At 66.3% G+C, this 19846-nt stretch carries 18 protein-coding genes and 1 pseudogene; 10 read left to right on the top strand and 9 right to left on the bottom strand.

The features are described from left to right. The first annotated feature begins 51 nt into the window (after positions 1-51). The 4 genes from BKG60_RS30095 (at position 52) to BKG60_RS30080 (ending at position 5729) form a co-directional block, all read left to right on the top strand. Positions 52-765, top strand: coding sequence for a TetR family transcriptional regulator (locus BKG60_RS30095; RefSeq protein WP_075910495.1), 714 nt, complete (start codon positions 52-54; stop codon positions 763-765). Continuing rightward, positions 765-3365 (top strand): ABC transporter ATP-binding protein/permease, encoded by a 2601-nt coding sequence (locus BKG60_RS30090; protein WP_070185727.1) that lies wholly within the window; start codon positions 765-767, stop codon positions 3363-3365. Before BKG60_RS30095 ends, BKG60_RS30090 begins: the two co-directional genes overlap by 1 nt. Further along, positions 3362-5098, top strand: coding sequence for an ABC transporter ATP-binding protein (locus tag BKG60_RS30085; RefSeq protein ID WP_070185726.1), 1737 nt, complete (start codon positions 3362-3364; stop codon positions 5096-5098). The genes BKG60_RS30090 and BKG60_RS30085 overlap by 4 nt, the downstream gene beginning before the upstream one ends. A gap of 139 nt (positions 5099-5237) precedes the next feature. Next, the gene (locus BKG60_RS30080; protein WP_070945816.1) at positions 5238-5729 is read left to right on the top strand and encodes a hypothetical protein; all 492 of its coding nucleotides are present in this window, start codon (positions 5238-5240) and stop codon (positions 5727-5729) included. 2 nt (positions 5730-5731) lie between these two features. Here the strand turns inward: BKG60_RS30080 and BKG60_RS30075 are convergent, their stop codons facing one another. From BKG60_RS30075 to BKG60_RS30065, 3 genes are all read right to left on the bottom strand, one after another. Next, positions 5732-6739: a hypothetical protein gene (locus BKG60_RS30075; protein ID WP_083339333.1), complete on the bottom strand. Its 1008-nt coding sequence runs from the start codon at positions 6737-6739 to the stop codon at positions 5732-5734. A 76-nt stretch (positions 6740-6815) separates the two neighbouring features. Further along, positions 6816-7979: a WXG100 family type VII secretion target gene (locus BKG60_RS32215; RefSeq protein ID WP_120765080.1), complete on the bottom strand. Its 1164-nt coding sequence runs from the start codon at positions 7977-7979 to the stop codon at positions 6816-6818. After that, complete coding sequence (locus BKG60_RS30065; RefSeq protein ID WP_070185757.1) at positions 7976-8491, bottom strand: WXG100 family type VII secretion target; 516 nt, start codon at positions 8489-8491, stop codon at positions 7976-7978. The genes BKG60_RS32215 and BKG60_RS30065 overlap by 4 nt, the downstream gene beginning before the upstream one ends. A 530-nt stretch (positions 8492-9021) precedes the next feature. Here BKG60_RS30065 and BKG60_RS30055 point away from each other — a divergent pair. Further along, entirely contained in the window at positions 9022-9444 is a 423-nt protein-coding gene (locus BKG60_RS30055) for an immunity 49 family protein (protein ID WP_131823404.1), read from the top strand. A gap of 13 nt (positions 9445-9457) precedes the next feature. Here BKG60_RS30055 and BKG60_RS30050 read toward each other — a convergent pair whose 3' ends face one another. Further along, positions 9458-10720 (bottom strand): amidohydrolase family protein, encoded by a 1263-nt coding sequence (locus tag BKG60_RS30050; protein ID WP_070185722.1) that lies wholly within the window; start codon positions 10718-10720, stop codon positions 9458-9460. Between the two features lie 25 nt (positions 10721-10745). Here BKG60_RS30050 and BKG60_RS30045 point away from each other — a divergent pair, with 25 nt between their 5' ends. Continuing rightward, the gene (locus tag BKG60_RS30045) at positions 10746-11588 is read left to right on the top strand and encodes an AraC family transcriptional regulator (RefSeq protein ID WP_200806092.1); all 843 of its coding nucleotides are present in this window, start codon (positions 10746-10748) and stop codon (positions 11586-11588) included. Here the strand turns inward: BKG60_RS30045 and BKG60_RS30040 are convergent. After that, positions 11521-11985, bottom strand: a pseudogene (locus BKG60_RS30040) (DUF2127 domain-containing protein); the annotation flags it as partial. The gene BKG60_RS30045 and the pseudogene BKG60_RS30040 overlap by 68 nt on opposite strands. 291 nt (positions 11986-12276) lie before the next feature. On the opposite strand from BKG60_RS30040, the gene BKG60_RS30035 reads away from it, so the two are divergent. After that, a complete protein-coding gene (locus tag BKG60_RS30035; RefSeq protein ID WP_070945869.1) occupies positions 12277-14286 on the top strand; it encodes a transposase in 2010 nt (669 codons plus the stop codon). A gap of 18 nt (positions 14287-14304) precedes the next feature. Here the strand turns inward: BKG60_RS30035 and BKG60_RS30030 are convergent, their stop codons facing one another. Next, the gene (locus tag BKG60_RS30030; RefSeq protein WP_070945819.1) at positions 14305-14964 is read right to left on the bottom strand and encodes an O-methyltransferase; all 660 of its coding nucleotides are present in this window, start codon (positions 14962-14964) and stop codon (positions 14305-14307) included. Positions 14965-14993: 29 nt separating this feature from the next. Between BKG60_RS30030 and BKG60_RS30025 the strand changes: the two genes are divergently transcribed. From BKG60_RS30025 to BKG60_RS30015, 3 genes are all read left to right on the top strand, one after another. After that, positions 14994-15686 (top strand): histidine phosphatase family protein, encoded by a 693-nt coding sequence (locus tag BKG60_RS30025; RefSeq protein WP_075910396.1) that lies wholly within the window; start codon positions 14994-14996, stop codon positions 15684-15686. A gap of 132 nt (positions 15687-15818) precedes the next feature. Beyond that, complete coding sequence (locus BKG60_RS30020; protein ID WP_070945821.1) at positions 15819-16106, top strand: hypothetical protein; 288 nt, start codon at positions 15819-15821, stop codon at positions 16104-16106. 102 nt (positions 16107-16208) lie between these two features. Beyond that, positions 16209-17108 carry a DMT family transporter gene (locus tag BKG60_RS30015; RefSeq protein WP_070186604.1) on the top strand — a complete coding sequence of 300 codons (900 nt, stop codon included), beginning with the start codon at positions 16209-16211 and terminating at the stop codon, positions 17106-17108. Here BKG60_RS30015 and BKG60_RS30010 read toward each other — a convergent pair. The 3 genes from BKG60_RS30010 to BKG60_RS30000 all read right to left on the bottom strand — a co-directional run bounded on the left by BKG60_RS30010 (position 17098) and on the right by BKG60_RS30000 (position 19798). After that, positions 17098-18249, bottom strand: a complete 1152-nt coding sequence (locus tag BKG60_RS30010; RefSeq protein ID WP_083650391.1) for an MCE family protein — start codon at positions 18247-18249, stop codon at positions 17098-17100. The two genes, BKG60_RS30015 and BKG60_RS30010, sit on opposite strands and share 11 nt — an antisense overlap. Positions 18250-18492: 243 nt before the next feature. Beyond that, the gene (locus BKG60_RS30005) at positions 18493-19209 is read right to left on the bottom strand and encodes an SDR family NAD(P)-dependent oxidoreductase (RefSeq protein WP_070186605.1); all 717 of its coding nucleotides are present in this window, start codon (positions 19207-19209) and stop codon (positions 18493-18495) included. A gap of 43 nt (positions 19210-19252) precedes the next feature. Continuing rightward, positions 19253-19798 (bottom strand): TetR/AcrR family transcriptional regulator, encoded by a 546-nt coding sequence (locus BKG60_RS30000; RefSeq protein ID WP_070186606.1) that lies wholly within the window; start codon positions 19796-19798, stop codon positions 19253-19255. Positions 19799-19846 lie beyond the last annotated feature (48 nt).

Here is a 19846-nt window from a genome sequence, read left to right as displayed (position 1 = left end):
TCACTAAGGCGACCCTTAGTTTGTGGGGGTAACTTTCCTGTGGAGGTAGTCGTGGCCGGAACCGATGCGCCCGCGCGCGTGGGTGGACGTCCGCCGCTGATCGCGGTGTCCGACATCGTTGCCGCGGGGCGTGAGCTGGGCATGCGCAATCTGAGCGTCAACGCGGTGGCCGCCCGGCTTTCAGTGTCTGCGACTGCGCTGTACCGCCACATCAGCGGCCGTTGGGAGCTGGAACGGCTGGTCGGTGAGAGTCTGCTCGCCGAACTCGAGTTCACCGACGACCCCGCCGGATCGGTCGAAGACCATCTCCTGGCCTTCGGGGTCAGCCTGCACCGATTCGCGCTCGGACATCCCGGTCTCGCCACCTATATGCAGGTGCTGTTCCCCCGCGGGGAAGCCGGTGCCCGGCTGCTGGCCGACGAGATCGCCGCGCTGGGCCGGCGCGGGTACACCGCCGAGGGCGCCGCCTTGCTGAGCAGTTCGGTGGCCGTGCTGGCCATCGGGCTGGCCGCCCAGCACGAGCTCAAGGCCGAGGCCAGCGGCGGCGACGACGGATTCGTCCTGGAACGAGACGCCGCCGCGCAACGGCTGGCCGGCGACGCCGCGCTGGGCGCGGTGCACAACGCGGGCATGCAACTGAGCGGTCCGCAGTATCTGGAACTTTTGCTGAACGCGCTGATCCGGGGACTGCTGACGTCCGTGGCGCCCGGTAGGCCGATTACCGACATCGTGGCGGATCTGACCGCCAGGGGAGAGGACCGCTGATGGCACGCGGATTTCAGGGAGTGATGATGCGCGGCTTCGGCGCGCGCGATCATCAGGCGACCGTGGTCGAGACGACCTACCTGACACCGAACATGTTGCGTCTGCGGCTGGTGTCGCCGACGGTGTTCGAGGACGCGATAGCCGAGCCGACGTCGTACCTGCGATTCTGGGTTCCGGACCCCGACGGCTCGAAGACCGAATACCAGCGCGGCTACACGATGTCCGAAATGGATCCGGCGACCGGGCATTTCGCGGTCGACGTGGTGCTGCACGAACCATCCGGCCCGGCGTCGAAGTGGGCCAGGACCGCCAAGCCGGGCGACACCATCCCGGTGATGGCCCTCGGCTCGACCGGATTCACCGTGCCGGAGGACCTGCCCGCCGGCTACCTGTTGATCGGTGATGCGGCAGCCATCCCGGCCATCAACGGCATCATCGGCGCCCTGCCGCACGACGTCCCGATCGAGGCTTATCTCGAGCAACACGACGAGCACGATCTGCTCATCCCGATCGCCGAACATCCACGGCTGCAGGTGCACTGGGTCGAACGCCACGACACGACATCGCTGGCGACCGCGATCGAGGCCAGGGACTGGTCGGACTGGTACTGCTGGGTGACGCCGGAGGCCGGCTCACTCAAGCACCTGCGCACGCGGTTGAAGGACGAGTTCGGCTTTCCCAAATCCGAACTGCACGCCCAGGCCTACTGGACCGAAGGTCGGGCGATGGGCACCGATCGCACCGAAGAGAAGGCCGCCAAGACCGAGACCAAGCCCGATGCCAAGGCCGAGACTGCGAAATCCGGTGTCGTCGAACCTGTTGCCGCCCCGGCCGCGGCCCCGGCGCGAGGTACCTGGCGCGCACAGGGCGCGGGGCGACTGCTGGCGCCGCTGAAGACGCCGCTGATCGTGTCGGGTGTCCTGCAGGCGATCATCACACTGATCCAGCTCGCACCGTTCGTGCTCTTGGTCGAACTGGCTCGAGTGCTGTTGACCGGTGCCGAAGAGTCCCGGCTGTGGACCCTGGGCCTGACCGCGGTCTGGCTGCTGGGCCTGGGCGCGCTGCTGGGCGCGGGGCTCACACTCTGGCTGCACCGCCTCGACGCGAAGTTCGCCCGCGAGCTGCGGACCCGGCTGCTGACCAAGATGTCGCGGCTGCCGCTGGGCTGGTTCACCGCACGGGGTTCCGGTTCGATCAAGCAACTGGTGCAGGACGACACCTTGTCACTGCACTACCTGGTGACCCACGCGATCCCTGATGCGGTTGCGGCCGTGGTCGCACCGGTGGCCGTGCTCGTCTACCTGTTCACCGTCGACTGGCGGCTGGCTCTCGTGCTGTTCATCCCGGTGCTCACCTACCTGGTGCTGATGTCGGTGATGACCATCCAGTCCGGAGCCAAGATCGGGCAGGCCCAACGTTGGGCCGACCGGATGAGCGGGGAAGCCGGCGCCTACCTCGAAGGCCAGCCTGTCGTTCGGGTGTTCGGCGGCGCGGCGTCGTCGAGTTTCCGCCGCCGCCTCGACGAGTACATCGGGTTCCTGGTCGGCTGGCAGCGTCCCTTCACCGGCAAGAAGTCGTTGATGGACCTGGTCACCCGGCCGGGCACGTTCCTGTGGTTGATCGCGGCCGTCGGTACTCCGATGATCATCGGTGGCTCGATGGACCCCGTCGACCTGTTGCCCTTCCTGTTGCTGGGCACCACGTTCGGGGTCCGACTGCTGGGCGTGGGCTACGGGCTGGGCGGAATCCGCGGCGGCATGCTGGCCGCGCGCCGGATCCAGAACGCGCTCGACGAGGCGGACCTTTCGCTGCATGAGCACCCGGGGCAGCCGGGCGCCTCGGCCGCTGTGGTGTTCGACGGGGTGACCTTCGGGTACCGGCCGAGCGTTCCGGTGATCCAGGACGTCTCGCTGACCTTGCGCCCGGGCACCGTGACCGCGCTGGTCGGTCCGTCCGGGTCGGGCAAGTCCACGCTTGCCGCGCTGCTGGCCCGCTTCCACGATGTCGACTCGGGGTCGATCCGGTTGGACGGCACAGATATTCGATCGTTGTCGGCCGACGAGCTGTATCGCCGTGTCGGATTCGTGCTGCAGGACACCCAGCTCGTGGCCGGGACCGTCGCCGAGAACATCGCGCTTGCCGACCCGGAGGCGGATCAGGCACGGATCGAGCAGGCCGCGCGCGACGCCCAGATCCATGAACGGATACTGCGGCTGCCCCAGGGCTATCAGACGGTGCTCGGTGCGTCGTCGGCGCTGTCCGGAGGCGAGCGGCAACGGCTCACCATCGCCAGGGCCATCCTGGCCGACACTCCGGTGCTGATCCTGGACGAGGCCACGGCCTTCGCCGACCCGGAATCGGAATACCTTGTGCAACAGGCCCTCAACCGGCTGACCAAGGATCGCACCGTGCTGGTGATCGCGCACCGGCTGCATACGATCACCCACGCCGACCAGATCGTGGTCCTCGACGGCGGACAGATCGCCGAGACCGGTACCCATGAAGAACTGCTGGCCGAGGGCGGGCGCTACCACCAGCTCTGGCAGACCGGACAGACACTGCATCCCGGCGCCGCCGTCACCGCAGGAGAGGCACGATGATCCGCACCCTGATTGCCCTCATCCCGGCGGACCGCCGCGGGAAGGTCGGCATCTACGCCGCGCTCACGCTGGCCTCGGTGGTGATCCGCGCGGCAGGCGCGGTGCTGTTGATCCCCCTGGTGGCAGCCCTGTTCAGCGACGTGCCGCGCGACGCTCTGCCCTGGCTGGGATGGCTCACCGCCGCGACCGTCATCGGATGGATCGTCGACACCGCGACCTCCCGGCTCGGATTCGACCTCGGCTTCGCCCTGCTGGACCACACCCAGCACGACGTGGCCGACCGGCTGCCCGGCATCCGGATGGACTGGCTGGGTGCCGACGGCGGCGCGAACACCGCCAATGCCCGCCAGGCGATCGCTGCCACCGGACCGGAACTGGTCGGCATGGTGGTCAACCTGCTGACGCCGTTGATCGGTGCGATTCTGCTGCCTGCGGCCATTGCCGTTGCGCTGCTGTTCATCTCGGTCCCACTCGGGCTGGCCGCGCTGGCCGGCGTGGTGGTCCTGCTGGGCGCGTTCTGGGCCTCGGGCAGGCTCAGCCGTAAGGCCGACACCGTGGCAGACGAGACGAACCGGGCGTTCACCGAACGCATCATCGAGTTCGCCCGCACCCAGCAGGCGCTGCGCGCGGCCCGGCGGGTCGAGCCGGCCCGCAGCATGGTGGGCGACGCCCTGGCCGCGCAGCACGGTGCCAGCATGCGGCTGCTGCTGATGCAGGTGCCGGGCCAACTGTTGTTCAGCCTGGCCAGCCAACTGGCACTGGTGATCCTGGCCGGAGTGGCCACCTTCCTGACGGTTCGCGGCACCCTCGGTGTGCCCGAAGCGATCGCGATGATCGTCGTCGCCGCGCGCTACCTTGAGCCGTTCACCTCCTTGTCGGAGCTTGCCCCGGCAATCGAATCCACCCGGGCCTCGCTCGGCCGGATCCGTGCCGTACTCGACGCTCCCGTGATGGCCACTGGCACCGCCACATTGCCGGCGCACACCGCGCCCCGGATCGAATTCGACTGTGTGACATTCGGCTACGGAGCGACTCCGGTGCTGGAAGACGTCAGCTTCGTCCTGGAGCCCGGCGGCACCACCGCGATCGTCGGCCCGTCGGGATCGGGAAAGAGCACCATCCTGTCGCTCATCGCGGGGCTGCACCAGCCGACTGCGGGGCGCGTGCTGATCGACGGTGTCGACACCGCCCAAATGGACGCCGAAACCCGTAGGGCGGCAACGAGTGTGGTGTTCCAGCACCCCTACCTGTTCGACGGGACGATCCGGGAGAACATCCTGGTCGGCGATCCGGATGCCAGTGCCGAGCAACTCGCCGACGCGGCGCGGCTGGCTCGGGTGGACGAGCTGACCGGGCGGCTGCCCGACGGTGACGGCGCCAAGGTCGGCGAAGCCGGCACCGCGTTGTCCGGCGGTGAGCGGCAGCGGGTCAGCATCGCCCGGGCACTGGTCAAGCCGGCGCCGGTGTTGCTGGTCGATGAGGCGACCAGCGCCCTGGACACGGAGAACGAGGCGGCGGTGGTCGATGCCCTCACCGCCGATGAGCGTGCGCGGACGCGGGTGATCGTCGCGCACCGGCTGGCCAGCATCCGGCACGCCGACCGGGTGCTGTTCCTCGACGGCGGACGGATCGTCGAGGACGGCAGCATCGAGGAGCTGCTGTCCGCGCGGGGACGGTTCGACGAGTTCTGGAACCAGCAGCGCGAGGCCGCGGACTGGCAGATCACCCACTAGGGCGTCACCAGCCGATCGGCTACTTGTACCCAACCTACTGTAACTATTACAGTTAGGCGTCCCGGAATGATGTCGGGGCGGGTTGCGTATCCGGTGGGAGGTCACCATGTCGACGTCGCGGGCGGGGGCAGGTGCTGCGATGAAGGGCGAAAAGGGCTGCGGTGCTTTGACATACCGGATGCACGTGGTGGCCCGGGATGCGGCGGAGCTGGCTCTCAACGCGGGGGGACTCATCGTCGACCGGATGATGAGTGGCTGGCGGGTCACGGTCTCGCTTTCCGACGGGGGTGACGTCCGCCCGGTGCAGATCCTCGGTGCCGAGTTGGTCGATGCGCTACAGACGCCGGAGCATCACGAGGAGGAGCAGTGTGTGCTGGTCATGGGTGCCGACACCTACTCCGGGGCGGTCTCCGGTGACGGCCGACCAATCCCCGCGATGTGTACCGAGCTCCTGGTCTGGGGTGAATCGCCGGATCCGAGCCACCTGTTCGGGCACAGCCTCAGTGCGGCCGCACGAGCATTCAAGTCACTGGCCGTCACCGCCGCGAGCATCCCTGCCGACGAGGTGTCCGCCGCAGAGGCTTTCACCTCGATGAACGCAAAGGGCAGTGGCGTACCTCTTCGTGCCTGAGGCTATTGCGCCTGCGCACAGGCGGTCAGGAAGTCCTTGCCGTCGCGGGCGGAGACCTCAGTGGGGTCGAGCCAGCCGAATCCTTGGAACCAGTACGTGTCCTCGGGGTGCTGGGTGGATTCGGTGCGGGCAGGGCTCAGGTCGGTGGGCGTGGTCCAAGGGTCGGTGTTGGTCTGCTGAAACACGCGCAGGAGGACCGTGGCGGCGGAACTCCAGTCGAATCCGCCGGGCAGCGGCCTGGTGACGTTGAAGTCGGACAGCGGGCTCCCGATGGTGAGCTGATCGAGTCGCACGCTGTAGGGGTGGGATGAACTGAGGACGAGGTCGGCTTGTTCGGGTTGGAACGTGACGATCACGTGCTCGACGGCGTCGCAGTGTGATCCGGGCCAGATCCGTAGGCTCCCATCGGCAACGCGAACGCCGAAAACCCTTGGGAGATCATGGTTCTTGGCTGGGTCGGGGCTGCAGACCGAGATGAAGGTCCGGCCGGCCTGCTCGGCCACCTCGGCTGGGTTCAGCCACCCGATGCCCTGAAACCAATACGTGTCATTCGGATGCTCGCCGGAGTGCTCCTCGGCCTCGGCAAGTTCGCTGTCCGCTCCCCAGGTGATCGGAGCTCCGCGGGTGAACAGAGACACCGTCTCGGCTGTGCGCCAGTCGAAACCGTCAGGTAACGCCGAGCGGACCTCGAATCCGGAATAGGGTCCGCCGATGGTCAGATGCTCGACCTCGACCCCTGGGACCGGAGCGGCTCCCGGTTGTGCGGCCGGACCCGGAGCGGCCAGCTTCAGCTCGGCCCGATCGGTCTGTTCCTGATCGAAGGTCACATCCACTTCGGTGGTCCCGGGGCAGGGCAGGCCCGTCCAGATGCGCAGGTTGCCGTCGGTGACGCGAATGCCAAAGGCGACGGGTACGGAGGCGGCAATCGGGTTCTTGCCGAGCGGATTACAGCCGCATATCGCGAGAAGCAGCGTCAGTGCGATCAGCATCGAACCAAGAACACGAGTCATCACTGAGACCGCCCGTCGAAGGGTTGGACGTGCACAACGTCAGGAATGTCTTGCCGTTCTCGGCCAACCCGGCGGATCATTCGTGATAACCGCCGTCCGACGCACCGGCGTTGGTCTCGAACGGGTTGCGGCTGCCGGTGACCTGCTCCTCCAGCATCTTCTGGCCGTACTGCTCCACAAAATTCTTGAAGCCGAGTTGAGCCCACTGTTGGGAGTGGCGCTCCTCGTGGTGCAGCAGCCGATCAAGGTCCAGGGCTCCGGGGCGGGCCGGCCCGCCGTTGTCGTTTTCGTAGTAGGCGTGGCCGTTGCGAATGATGTCGCGTAATTGTTGAGCGGGATCGGATGGATTGTCGATGTTCATCAGGAAGACGTCGCCGTAGGTCGAACCGCCCTGTTGGCTCATCGGATCTTCGATCAAATTGCCGCCCAGTCCCATCAGCATCCCGTTCGGTGTGGTCGTGAGGCGGCCGGTGAAGTGCTCGGCGGCCGCATAACTCCATCCGTTCGCATTCTGCCGCTCGATGATGCGCTGCACCTCGGCCGCGGTATACGGAGTTTCGGAGAAGTCGTTGCCGGCGCTGCCTTCTGCGTCCTCGTATCCGGTGTCGGCATTGAGGATGTAGGTCATCAGCGCAGCCTTGCGGGCATCCTCGCTGCCGGTGCCCTTCGGCAGCAGGAAATAGGACTTGCCGTTGTTGTCGGTGACGCGCTCCGCGCCCTTGAGTACATCGAAACTCTGGGGTGTGATGTGCTGGTTGCGGGCGATGTCGACAATCACCTCGGGCGGAACGTCATTGCGTGCAGCGTTGGCCAACCACTCCCGGTAGAGCCCATCTGACCGGCCGTCGAGCAATCCGGCTTCGTGAAGGGCGTCCTCGTATTCGTTGACCGGGTCGTACCCGGGTTCGCCCGGATCGTCACCGACTTTCTTCTCTTCCTCTTCGGGTGGGTCGAACTCGATGCGTTCAGCGGCCGCGCTGTCGCCGTGTTCGTAGAGGAAAGCCCCAGAATCCAACTTTCCGGCGAAGGTCGATGCGGCGGTCCCGAGAACCTGCGCACGCCGCATGAAGGCGTCACCGACTTCGCGGCAGGCGGAGCCGGTGTCCAGCCCACCGACGGGACCGGCCGCGGCCGACAGCATCGGCCCGCCACCGTCGTTGTAGAAACCGCTCGCCAGGTTTTCCAGGCCGGTCGAGGTCGCCCGCATCGTCGCGACCGTCACGGTCAACGGTGGAGTCACGACAGGTCCCAGCCGATCTTGCGCAGCTTGTAGGCGGTGTCGCGATCCGCGGCTTCGAACTGGGCGAGCTTCAGTTTGATATCGCATTCGATGGGGATCCGTCTGGACTCCACGACGAGTGCGTTCACCCGCGAGAGCGAGGCGTACCAGGACAGCATCCGGCCGGGCTTCACTGTGCCGTCGTCGGAGACATCCCACCACTCTTCGGCGGAATTCACGGCCTTGTCGAGGCTGGATCGGATGTCGGCGAGCTTTCTACCGCCGCTCGAGAGGGGAGTTTTCAACGCGCGCAATTTGTCCCGGTATGCGGCCTGGTCCTCGAACATTTCGCGACCCTGTTTCTGCGCGGCGTCGGCGGCGGTTCCCGTCCAGTCGTTTGCGAGGGTCACGAACTGGGACTGCGCCGTGCTGATCTGGGCATCCACCCGGGTCGCCGCTGCTTCCGCTTCACGGGAAGCATTGAGCAACGACTCAGGATCGGACGCTCGAACCTGCGACACCGTGTACGGCACCTCGTGCCCCCTCATTCCCGTGAGTGATCACATTGTCACCCACTGGACAAGGGGTCCGCGGCACCAATCGGTCAGGGAGTCCCTGCCGGCCCGATCCACACCGTCATTTTGGTGTCTGCCCACGCATGAATGTGGCGATAGGGTCCGGAAGTTCGGCATCGGATGGGGGGAAGCATGCGAACGGTGACGAGGCATGAGTTGGGCATGCCACTGTCTGAGATCGGTCGGCTTGCGACGGATACCGATCAAGCGGTTCGCTCACTCTACGATCTGATCACTTCCTCGCCGGCGAACGTGCTGCCCATGGTTGCGGCCGCCGCGGATGCCGGCGCTCGGTTTCAGTTCGGGCTCGATCCGTCCGGCGCAACCTTCGAGACCCGGCGGGCCGCCCGCCGCGCGGCCCAGGTGATACACGCGGCATTCCAGCTGGCTGCGCTGCCGCCCGGGGAATCCTTTGTGATCGAACTGGATTCGGAGGGGTTGGAAACGTGCGGAACCGGACCGGTGCCGAGTAGGGTCAACGTCGCGACGTGGTTGACCGCTTACTGGTGGGCGCGGGCAACCGGAACCAGACGATGCTCGATACGATCGCGGGATTCGACGCCGGCACGCTGACCCCCGGCACCAGATTCGACCGGGCGATGCTCGGCCTGGTGGAAATACTGCTGGCGCGCGAAGAGGCACTCTTTCTGCAGCTGGATCTGTTCGGGGTGCTGGCGTCGATCGGAGATCAGGACGCGTTCACCGATCAGGTGGAGATCGCGCTGAACAGCCATCGCACCTACTGGACCGGTAGCGAGGAACGACGTGAACACCCAGCGGGATTCACGTCGCTTCCGCTTCTCGGGTTGGCCTCCATGGCTGCCGACGAAGGCATGCGTATCGAGGTCGAATCCGACTACCCGCCCAGGGAGCTGATCACCAACCCACTGTGGATGTTCAATCTTCCCTAGGCAGGCCGACAGGTCAGGCCTTGGTGAGCTGCTTCTGCTCGTACAGGCGGGCCCACTCCGCGCGCGGGCGGATCGAGGTGTCGACATCGGTGGCCTTGGCGCGCAGGGCGCCGACGTTGGCCTGATCACGCGCGGTGTGCTTGAACGGATCCCAGCTGAAGAACCGGGCCGAGTTCTCCCAGGTGATCTTGTTGATGTCGGAATCGTTTGCGCCCGCGGCGTTCAGCTCGGCCAGCACCTGCTCGGGGGCGTCGGGCCAGAAGCAGTCGCTGTGTGGGTAGTCGCACTCCCAGGCGATGTTGTCGATGCCGATCTCGTGGCGCAGCTTCAGCGAGGTCTTGTCGGTGACGTAGCAGGCCAGCGAGTGCTCGCGGAACACATCGCTCGGCAGCTTGTCGCCGAAGTCGCGGCGCAGCCACTTCTGGTTGGTGTAGTGGCGGTCGCTGCGGTCCAGATAGAAAGGAATCCAACCGATTCCGCCCTCGGAGAAGGCGAACTTGAGGTCGGGGTAGTTACGCATGGCTGGTCCCCACAGCAGATCCTGGGCGCACATCGCCGAGACCTGGGTGGCCAGGATGATCAGGTTGTCGATCGGGGCGTCCTTGGCCATCGAGATCGCGCCGAAGCCGGTGCCGATGTGCAGGCACATCACCACGTTCTCCTCGGACAGCGTCCGGAACACCGGGCCCCAGTAGTCCTCGTCGAAGTAGCTCGGAAGTCCTTCCAGGTGCGGCAGTTCCGGCATGGTGACCGCGCGGCAACCCTTGGCGGCGACCCGGCGGATCTCGCGGCACATGGCCTCGGGGTTCCAGGTCGGCATGATGGCGATGGGTACGAACCGGCCGGGGTACGAACCGGCCCACTCGTCAATGTGCCAGTCGTTGTAGGCCGACACCATGACCAGCGTCGCCTCTTCGCGGTGCATGTTGAGGTGGCGGGCGGAGAACCCGGTGAAGGTCGGGAAGCACATCGAGGCCAGGATGCCGTTGCGGTCCATGTCCCGGACCCGCTCGTGCACGTCGTACACGCCGGGGCGCATCTCGGCGAACCCGGCCGGATCACGTCCCCACTCCTCGGCGGGCCAGGACACCACGGCGTTCAGACCGGACACGCCCTGGGGCCGGCCCTGGTACATCCACTGGTCGACGCCTTTGTCGTCGGTGACGACGATGGGGGCCTCTTCCTTGTACTTGGCCGGAACGTGTCGCAGGAACATGTCGGGCGGCTCGACGACATGGTCGTCGATGCTGATCAGGATCAGGTCGTCGGTCTGCATAGTTCAACTAGTACCCTCAGACAGTGTGACCGTCTCTGCATCTTCGGACAGAGGTTTGACCCAATCGGCCAACATGTCCAGGCCGGTCATCGAGCTGCGCCGCGGCGGGCACGCGCCGGCCGGCAGCTACCTCTACGAAGGCGACGGGCTGATCACCGGCTGGCACTCGCATGAGGTGCACCAGATCGAGTACGCGCTGCACGGTGTGGTCGAGGTGGAGACCGACGCCGCACACTATCTGCTGCCGCCGCAGCAGGCCGCCTGGATTCCGGCCGGCCTGCAACACCAGGCGGTGATGAACCCCGACGTCAAGACCGTCGCGGTGATGTTCGATGCGCAGATGATCGCCGATCCGGGTGACCGGGCCAGGATCATCGCGGTCTCACCGCTGATCCGCGAGATGATGATCTACGGCCTGCGCTGGCCGATCGACCGCGCCCACGGAGACGACACCTCGGACACGTTCTTCCGAACCCTGGCCAACCTCGTCGCCGATGCGCTCGATCACGAAGCGCCGCTGAGCCTTCCGACCACCGATCACCCGATCGTCGCCGCCGCGCTGGCCCACACCAAGGAGCACCTGGCCTCGGTCACGGCCGAAGACGTCAGCCGGGCGGTTGCGGTGTCCGAGCGGACCCTGCGCCGGCTGTTCGCCGAGACGATCGGAATCCCTTGGCGGACATACCTTCTGCATGCCCGGATGCTGCGGGCCATGGCGCTGCTGGCCGGGCCGGATCAGTCGGTGCAGGCCACTGCGACAGCGGTGGGATTCGAGAACCTCAGCTCGTTCACGCGCTGCTTCACCCAGTTTTGTGGCCAGACGCCCTCGGCGTACCGGAATCGTGCGCGTGAGGAGCATCAGGCGTAGCCAGTCCGGCCCGCTCGACACTGAGCAGGCTTTCGGTGTGGTGTTCGGCCCGGTAGGCCTTGCCGCCGCCGTTGATCCCGAAAAGCCTTTTACTCCAGAGCAACCAGATCACCGCGGCCAGGTTGACCGCCAGCGCGCCGAGGCGCAGGACGGTGACCTTCTCGGTCAACTCGTAGATTTCCAGAGGGAGGAAGACTCCGGTGGCGATCACCGCGAAGTACTCGCCCCACCGCTTCGTCAGCCACAGCCCGGCCGCCTCGATGAACTCGATCAGGGCGTAGGCGGCCACCCCGATGGCGATCCACAGCAAGGTGGACGACGACAGGGTGAAGGCCTCGCCGATATGCCGGACGATCTTGGAATCATCGATGTTCCAGCCGATTTGGTCGGCCAGTGGGCCGGGAGGCTGTGGTTGACGACTTCGTTGCGGCTGCCGGGCCGGCACTGGCCAGCTGTGTTGGCGCGGCGCCGGTACGCGCAGCTGATGTGCACAGGCACAAGGTGATGGAGGATCTGGTCCAGGCTAGGTGAAACAGCGCTGTCAACGCTTGGGTAGTCAGGTTGGTGCGCAGGTGTGCCAACACCAGCTCTACTCGCACTGGCAAAGGCAGGCTCGGGGCGGGTCCGCCGCTGGCGGCAGCAGATTCGCCAACGGTGTGTGTCGGTGGTCTGTGATTGCATGGGTTTCATGACAGCTGCGCCCACCGACATCGTGACCGCGACCAGCGGTGATGTGGTGTGCGCGGCGCGGCGGCGGGGCAAGTCGAAAAAGCCGAACTTCTCCTATGAGGGGCCGGTGTCGGTGATCCGCCTTGAACTCGACGTTTCCGACGACCGGATGCGTCGTCGGGTGGAGCGGCAGTGGGAGGCGGTGTTTCGGCTACGTCGCGCGTTGCAACGCGACGCCCAAGCGCGGTGCGGGGCGTACTGGGCGGCTCATCATGAACGCACGGCGGATCCGAAGGCGCTGCGCGCGCGCTTGGGATTGTCCCGCAAAGGTATCGAAGCCGCAGCCAAGGCCCATATCGAGGCCACCGGGTGGATGCGTGATCACCTGACCAAAGCCATCGGCCTACATATCGCCGATGAGGTGTGGCAGACGATTGACCGGCACCTGTTCGCCGACTCGTCGGGGCGCCGGCAGGGCCCGCCGCGTATCGGGTCGTGGTGGGATTTCACCCGCATTCCCGGCCGGGCCCGGTCGCACACGAAGGCGACGCCGACGTGGGAAACCTATCGCCTGGTCGGCAGCCTGGACGGACATCTTGGCGCCTACCGGGACCCGCTGTTGCCGACCGAGATCACCACTGGCAGTGCGGCGGCCGCCCGGCCGGCGGGAACCTCGATTCTGGCCCAACCCGCACGCCTTTGCGCACCGACGCGACCGGGCGGCGGCAGTTGGTGGGATCACGACGGTGTGTTGGCGGTGGTGTTCACCGGCCTGCCGAGCGGAGATCTCGTCTGGGCTGTCCGGCTGGCGCAGGGCGCGGGGCAGTGGGCGCACCTGGCTCATTTTCTGGCTGACCCTAGGGCGTGGCACAAGATTGATGTGGTGCGGGTGCGTGACCGCAAAGCCCCCGGCGGGTGGCGGTACTACGCTCATCTTTTGGTGCATCAGGCCGGCTATCAGTCTCCAGCCACCCGTGCTCGCCGCGAACAGATTCCGGCCGGTCGCCGCGCCGGGGTGGACGCGAACGTGTCCAACGTATCGGTCGCCTCGTTTCCTGATGATCAGCCCGCAAAGCTGATCATCGATCAGATTGAGTGCACCGCAGCCCAGCACCGGTCCGCCGCTCGTGTTGCCAAGCGGGCCCGAGCGCGGCAAAAGGCGCTGGATCGGTCGCGGCGCAACACCAACGCGTCACAGTACGGCCCGTCGGTGCGCCAACAGAAAAGAGCGCTGCGGCGCGCTGCGGCCGCGCTTGCGCCCCGGCGGATCACCAACCCGGGTGGAGCGCGGCATGCTCGCTGCGACAGGGCACCGTTGCGCGCCTACCGCCGCGACAACCTCTCGCGCCGGTATCAGCGCACCCGCTGTGATCACGCCACCGAATCACGCGCCGCCAGCCAGGCCAAGCGGTTCCGCGCGGCCGATGTGGCCGCGCGGATCGTATCGACCCACGGCAACAACATCACTGTCGAGGACACCAACATCAGCACCTGGGCGCGGTTGTGGGGCAAAAGGATCGCGTTGTTCAGCCCCGGCATGCTCGTGGCGTCCCTCGCCGCAGAATGCGCGGCCACCAAAGGACAGTTCTTTCGTGCCGGCACGCGCAGCACCGCAATGAGCCAGCACTGCCTGTGCGGACAACGCGTCGCGAAAACGCTGGCGCAGCGCACCCACCACTGCCCACACTGCGGGCTGCACGGCGATCGTGACACTGTATCCGCTGCGTTGGCGTCCTGCGTCGAGTTCGCCAACCCCAACGATCCCCGCACCGCGCGGGTCGATTACCGACTTGCCCACGTCCTGCGCGATGGGCTGGCCTCCCAGCAAGAGTGGGAGGGTTCAGTCAACCGGCACCAGCCACCAACACCACCTGACGGTGTGGGATCGGCCAGGACCGGCAGCCGCCACCCGGTGGCCTCTGCTGAACAAGCGACACTCGGCCCACCCCCGAACAGGCCACGCCAGCAGCGTGGACGTCGCGGGACCAGCCGAAAACAACCAGCACCCAAGCTGATTGGCGCCGCATGACCCCTTACGGGTCATCTCTTAGACCCGGCAGCTGAGCTCCATGCTGTCGCTGTCGCGAGCAAGGAAGTTGACGCTGACATACCCGTTCGACGGCTCCCGGACCCGGTCCAGGTACGGCTGGGTGTCGGCCATCGACGTGTTGTCCGCGACCACGAGCGCGCCGGCGGTCAACTGCGGCTCGAGAAGCTCGAGCACAGGCAGATAGAGCTCCTTCCAGCCGTCGAGAAGGACGAAACCGATCTCGCCGGTCACCGATTTCAGCGTCTGCAACGCGTCGCCTTCGAGCACGGTGATGACATCGTCCAGCCCGGTCTCGGCGAACGTCTGCTTGGCCGCCGCGATCTTGGTGGCACTGAGCTCGGTGGTGTACACCCGGCCAGTTCCGTTGTCGCGCACCGCCGATGCCAAGTGCAGGGCCGAGAGCCCGAAGGACATCCCGAACTCGACCACGACCGCCGGCTTGGTGGCCCGAACCAGCGAGTACAGCAATCGGCCGGCTTCGCGCGTCACCGGCATGTAGATGTCGCTGAGTGCGTCCGCACGCTCCTGCGCGCTTGCCTTGGACAGATCGGCGAACCGGCGCGATCCGTCCTCTCGCAATTTCGCGAACTGCTCAGCGGATGCGGTGTACATCTGGTCCAGGGCCCGTGCGACCCTGTCATCGTTAAGGGTAGTCATGCTAATAAAACTACGCGGAGAGGCTGAGAATGCGTCGGCTACAAACCCTGTGTGCGGTGATTGCGCTCGTCGTCGCAACCCTGCTGGCCCCGACGGCTTCCGCGGGCGGTTACCGCTCCATCACCCTGACCTTCGTACGTCACGCCCAGTCGGCGGGTAATGCCTCGGGACTCATCGACAGCTCCACGCCCGGTCCGTCGCTCACGGATCTGGGCCGCACCCAAGCCGCGGCCAGCGCGCAGCGGCTGGCCCCGCACCATTACGACGGCATATTCGCCTCAACCATGATCCGGACCCAGCAGACCGCGCAGCCCATGGCCGACACCCTCCACGAGGCGATCACGGTGCTGCCCGGGCTTCACGAGGTCGAAGCCGGCATCTACGAGGGCCAGCCCGAGGCAAGCGCGGTCCAGACGTACTTCGCGGCCCCCGAGCGGTGGTTGCGAGGGGACCGCAGCGCCCGGATACCCGGTTCGATCGACGGCAACGAATTCGACGCCCGGTTCGACGAGGCAGTCCAGCAGAACTACGACAGCGGCGACGACAATCCCGTCGCGTACTCACACGGTGCCGCGATCATGTTGTGGGTCCAGATGAACGTCGGCAATCCCAATCCCCAACTGCTGATGCAACACCCGCTCGACAACACCGGGTACGTCGTCATCGAGGGCAATCCGACCGACGGCTGGACCCTGGCCGACTGGGACGGAGCCGGAAGCTAGCCGCCGATGTGATCCGCCGGCCATAGACTGCCCATATGCGGCGCCGGTCACGTCTGGCTCGAACGACGCCCGGGCGCGGATACTGTGTGCCAAGGCAAGCGCAGATGGGAGCGGGGCTATGAGGTTTCTGCCATGAGATTTCGATTGTTGCCATACGTGACCGTCGAGGTCGACGACCGAGTACGGGTGCGGGCCCGCAGGGCCGGTGAGCGGCTCCGGGTGAACCTCAGGGCTTACCTGCGCAGTGCCGCCGACGAGGTCGAGACCGCCAGTGGCCGGGTCCGCGACCTCTGCGACACCGCGGTGAACCGCGTCGACCTGGCGGTCGCCAGCGTCAACGACAAGATCGCCCCCGCCCCGCCGACCGATCCCGCAGGCTCCCCCGACGAGCCGCCGAAGCGGCATCTGCAGGTGGTCTGACCCCGAGCAGCGGGGGAGGCGTCAGCGCTCTACGGTTGGGGGCACTGGCCTTCTCCCCTCCCGGGGTGGCCGACACACTGGCCCGAAAGGGGTTGACGAGGCTTGCTCGGCAACAGTCTTGCGGTGCTGTTTGCCCTCTGCGCGGCGATTTTCGCGGCTGTCGGCATCGTGGTGCGGCAGCGCGCCACGATGGACGTCCCGCCCGAGAAGGGGGTCAGCGCCGTCATGCTGCGCACGCTGTTGCGCCGCAGGCTGTGGTGGGCGGGAACGGCGTCCGCTGTGGCCGGATACGTATTCCAGGCGCTGGCGCTGGGTTTCGGCTCACTGCTGCTCGTTCAGCCGGTGCTGGTGTCGGCGTTGCTGTTCGCGCTGCCGCTCAGCGCCCGGCTGGCCCACCGCCGGGTCAGCCGGGCCGAATGGCTGTGGGCCCTGCTGCTGACCGGGGCACTCACGGTGTTCGTGGCACTCGCCAGGGCCAGCACCGGAACCTACGGGGTGTCCGTGGCGACCACGGTCATCGTCGCGGTGGTGTGCACGGCAGCGGTCGGCCTGTGCGTCCTGGCCGCCACACGTAGCACCAACTGGCGGCGCGCGGTGTTGCTGGCGCTCGCGGTGGGCGTGATGTTCGGCGTGGTCGCGGTACTGACCAAGATCGTGATGCACACGATCGCCGTGGACGGCATGCTCGCCGTGCTCACCACCCCGGCCCTGTACCTGGTGGTGGCTCTCGGGGTGATCGCCACGCTGTTGCAGCAGTCGGCATTTCACGCCGGGTCGTTGCAGACCTCGGTGCCGACCATGTTGGTGCTGGAGCCCGTGGTGGCCGTGGTGCTCGGCTCGGTTGTCCTGGGCGAGCACCTGGCGATCACCGGGTGGCAGCCGTTGGCACTGTCGGTGGCGGTCGGCGCAATGGCCGCCGCCACCATCGCGCTGGGCCGTGACGAGGGTGCCTACGAGGAGAAGCTCGAGGCTGAACTGGAAAGCAAGCCCGTCAGGGGTTGATGGTGTTCTCGCCGATCTGACGGCCCCACACATACTCGGTCACGAGCGGCTGGCCCAGTTCGAAATGGTTGTAGGGCGCGATCGAGGCGCCGGTGTCCAGCACCAGGTACGGGGCGGGCCACAGGTCCCTGGTGATCGGCTGCCAGCAGCCTGGCCGCCCCTCGGGGCCGCCCTTGGCGTTCACCCGCGGCAGATTGTCCGGATACACCCACGGGTTGGGTGCACCGACCAGGAAGTCCTGCAGCTCGAACCCGTAGCCGTTGCGGGTCTGCTGGGCGAACTTCGGTGCGGCCTCGGCGTAGTTGTGGATCATGCAATACAGGGCGGGGCTGTTGCGGTCCAGCATCTTGCTGACCGGCAGCAGATCCTGGTTGCCGCGGACCAGATACGGCCCGCCACGTTCGAAGATGTCGCCGCCGGTGTTGCCGAAACCGACGGCTGCCACCAGGGCCTGGTCGAGGTTGCCGCGCTGCTCGTTGAGGGTGCGGGCGGTGGTGACGGCGTTGGTCAGGCTGTCGAACAGGTCGGGGGCCGCGTCGGCGTAGACCTCGCCGAGGTCGGCCAGACCGGAGATGTCGCGGCGGATCTGGGGCATCCGCGGGTTCAGATCCGACAGGATGTCGTTGCCGTTGACGATCGACTGACCGAACTTGTCCCCCAGGCCGTCGAGGGCTTGCGCGGTGGCGGTCAGGGTTTCGTTGAGCTTGATCGGGTCGATCTGCTCGGAGATCGCGGTGATGGTCTCGAACAGCGTGTTGAACTCCGTCGTCACACCCTTGGCGTGAATCGGGACGGACGGGTCGACCCGCGCCGCCGACGGATCGTCCGGAGCGACGAACGAGATGTACTTGTTGCCGAACACCGTGGTGGCCTTGAGTTCGGCGGTCACGTTCTCCGGGATCAGCTTCAGGTACTGAGGCTTGACGTCCAGGCTCAGCCTGGCCTGCTGCTCACCGTCGATCTGCGCCACATCCACCGCGGTGAGCCGTCCGATGGGCACCCCGTTGAAGGTGACTTTCGAACCCGGGTCCATCGACAGACCGGACCGGTTGGCCAGCACGGTGAGCTGTGTCTTCTCCTCGAACACGCCGCGGAACTGCATCCACGTCAACGCCAGGACTGCCACCACGACGATGACCATCGCCGCGTTGGCAGTCTTGTACGGCGGGTCGTACCGCCAATGCTTGAACCGCTGTTCCAAGCGGTCCCGCAGTGTCGCGGTGGATGAGGCCACGCGCAAACCTCCGAATTATTGACGCAGCCAGCAACTAAAGGTCTGCAAACTGTCCCAAACAATTAGAGATAAGTGCAACTACCGGAGACCCGGTGCGGCGAATATCAAATCCGCCGTACCAGGAGACCCCCGTCACAGCGTAGGTGCTGATCAGGTATTTCGGCCGCCATTCACGCCGACGATCTGGCCGGTGATGTAACCGGCCTCTTCCGAAACAAGAAACGAACACGTGGCGGCAATGTCTTCGGGCTTACCCATTCGACGTACCGGGGTGGCGTTGATCGTGTCGCGAATGTCGCCGAGTTCGCCCCGAGATTCGGCGGCACGCAGCATCGGGGTGTCGATAAAACCCGGGGGCACGGCGTTGACGGTGATCCCGGCCGGACCGAACTCCAGCGCCAGCGACTTGGTCAGGCCGTTGACACCGGACTTGGCAGCCACGTAGTCGCACATGTACGGCACGCCGGAGTGAGTGCTCGACGAGGAGATGTTGACGATGCGGCCCCAGCCGGCCTCGATCATGTCCGGCAGTGCGGCCTGCACGACGTGGAAGACACCGTGGAGGTTGACGTCGATGACCTTCTGCCACCGTTCGAAGGTGAGTTCGGTGAACGGCGTGAAATCGCTGAGACCGGCCGAGTTCACCAGGATCGTGACGGCGCCCAACTGCTCGCGGACCGCCTTGAAGACGGCGTCGACCTGGGATCGGTCGGTGACGTCGGCTGCGTAGGAATACTCGTCGCCGGTCGCGGTCAGGTCGAGGGTGGCGACCCGATAACCGTCTGCGGCAAGGCGATCGGCGATCGCCTTGCCGATTCCAGATGCACCTCCGGTAACCAGCGCGGTCTTCTGCTGTGCGGGGGTCATGAGTCTTCCTTTCGATAAATTTGTTGCATGGCAAGCGATTTCGTCAGCGTCTGATCCGCAGGCCGAGGGTGCGGCGGGCGGCCTCGGCGAGGTGGTGGTGGAGCTCGTCGTCGGTGAGGCCGGCCAAGGCGATACCCGCCCCTCCGGCGATGCCCGAGAACACCATTGCGGCCTTGACCGTGCCTGCCGGTCCGGGGTCGACGTCGGCCAGCAGGGCCATCTGGCGGTCGATGACGGTGTCCCACTCGGGTCGTGTACGCAGCGCCTCGTTCACACTCGGGTCGCACCCCAGTACCGAGACCAGGGCGCGGTTGCGCACGGCCAGATCGACGTAGCCACGCACCATGTGGTCGGCCCGGCTGTGCACGCCGCGCAGGTTCTCGGCTTCCTCGACGACCCGCTGCATCTGCTGCAGCACCGGGTCCAGGACGGCGGTCAGCAGCTGTTCACGGGTGCGGAAATGGTAGTAGATGGCGGCCTTGGTGAAGCCCAGTTCGTCGGCGATCATCTGCAGTGATGTCCCGGCGAAGCCGTGGCGGGTGAACAGCTGCACCGCCGCCTCGACGAGGCGTTCCCGGGTGGTGTCCATCGGTGCTTCCCCTTATGTGCGCTGCGGCTGAGTGTCCTTTACGATCGT

This window comes from Mycobacterium syngnathidarum (assembly GCF_001942625.1).
GTDB classification, from domain to species: domain Bacteria; phylum Actinomycetota; class Actinomycetes; order Mycobacteriales; family Mycobacteriaceae; genus Mycobacterium; species Mycobacterium syngnathidarum.
Note: the sequence above shows the minus strand (reverse complement) of the source record. Positions and strands in the feature narration are given on the sequence as shown.

Bases quoted from the DNA above. Each gene is read 5' to 3' on its own strand.
- BKG60_RS30090 (WP_070185727.1), top strand. From the start codon at position 765: ATGGCACGCGGATTTCAGGGAGTGATGATGCGCGGCTTCGGCGCGCGC.
- BKG60_RS30000 (WP_070186606.1), bottom strand. From the start codon at position 19,798: ATGGACACCACCCGGGAACGCCTCGTCGAGGCGGCGGTGCAGCTGTTC.
- BKG60_RS30020 (WP_070945821.1), top strand. From the start codon at position 15,819: ATGAGATTTCGATTGTTGCCATACGTGACCGTCGAGGTCGACGACCGA.
- BKG60_RS30035 (WP_070945869.1), top strand. From the start codon at position 12,277: ATGACAGCTGCGCCCACCGACATCGTGACCGCGACCAGCGGTGATGTG.
- BKG60_RS30030 (WP_070945819.1), bottom strand. From the start codon at position 14,964: ATGACTACCCTTAACGATGACAGGGTCGCACGGGCCCTGGACCAGATG.
- BKG60_RS30085 (WP_070185726.1), top strand. From the start codon at position 3,362: ATGATCCGCACCCTGATTGCCCTCATCCCGGCGGACCGCCGCGGGAAG.
- BKG60_RS30050 (WP_070185722.1), bottom strand. From the start codon at position 10,720: ATGCAGACCGACGACCTGATCCTGATCAGCATCGACGACCATGTCGTC.
- BKG60_RS30025 (WP_075910396.1), top strand. From the start codon at position 14,994: ATGCGTCGGCTACAAACCCTGTGTGCGGTGATTGCGCTCGTCGTCGCA.
- BKG60_RS30080 (WP_070945816.1), top strand. From the start codon at position 5,238: ATGAAGGGCGAAAAGGGCTGCGGTGCTTTGACATACCGGATGCACGTG.
- BKG60_RS30010 (WP_083650391.1), bottom strand. From the start codon at position 18,249: ATGGTCATCGTCGTGGTGGCAGTCCTGGCGTTGACGTGGATGCAGTTC.
- BKG60_RS30075 (WP_083339333.1), bottom strand. From the start codon at position 6,739: ATGACTCGTGTTCTTGGTTCGATGCTGATCGCACTGACGCTGCTTCTC.
- BKG60_RS30005 (WP_070186605.1), bottom strand. From the start codon at position 19,209: ATGACCCCCGCACAGCAGAAGACCGCGCTGGTTACCGGAGGTGCATCT.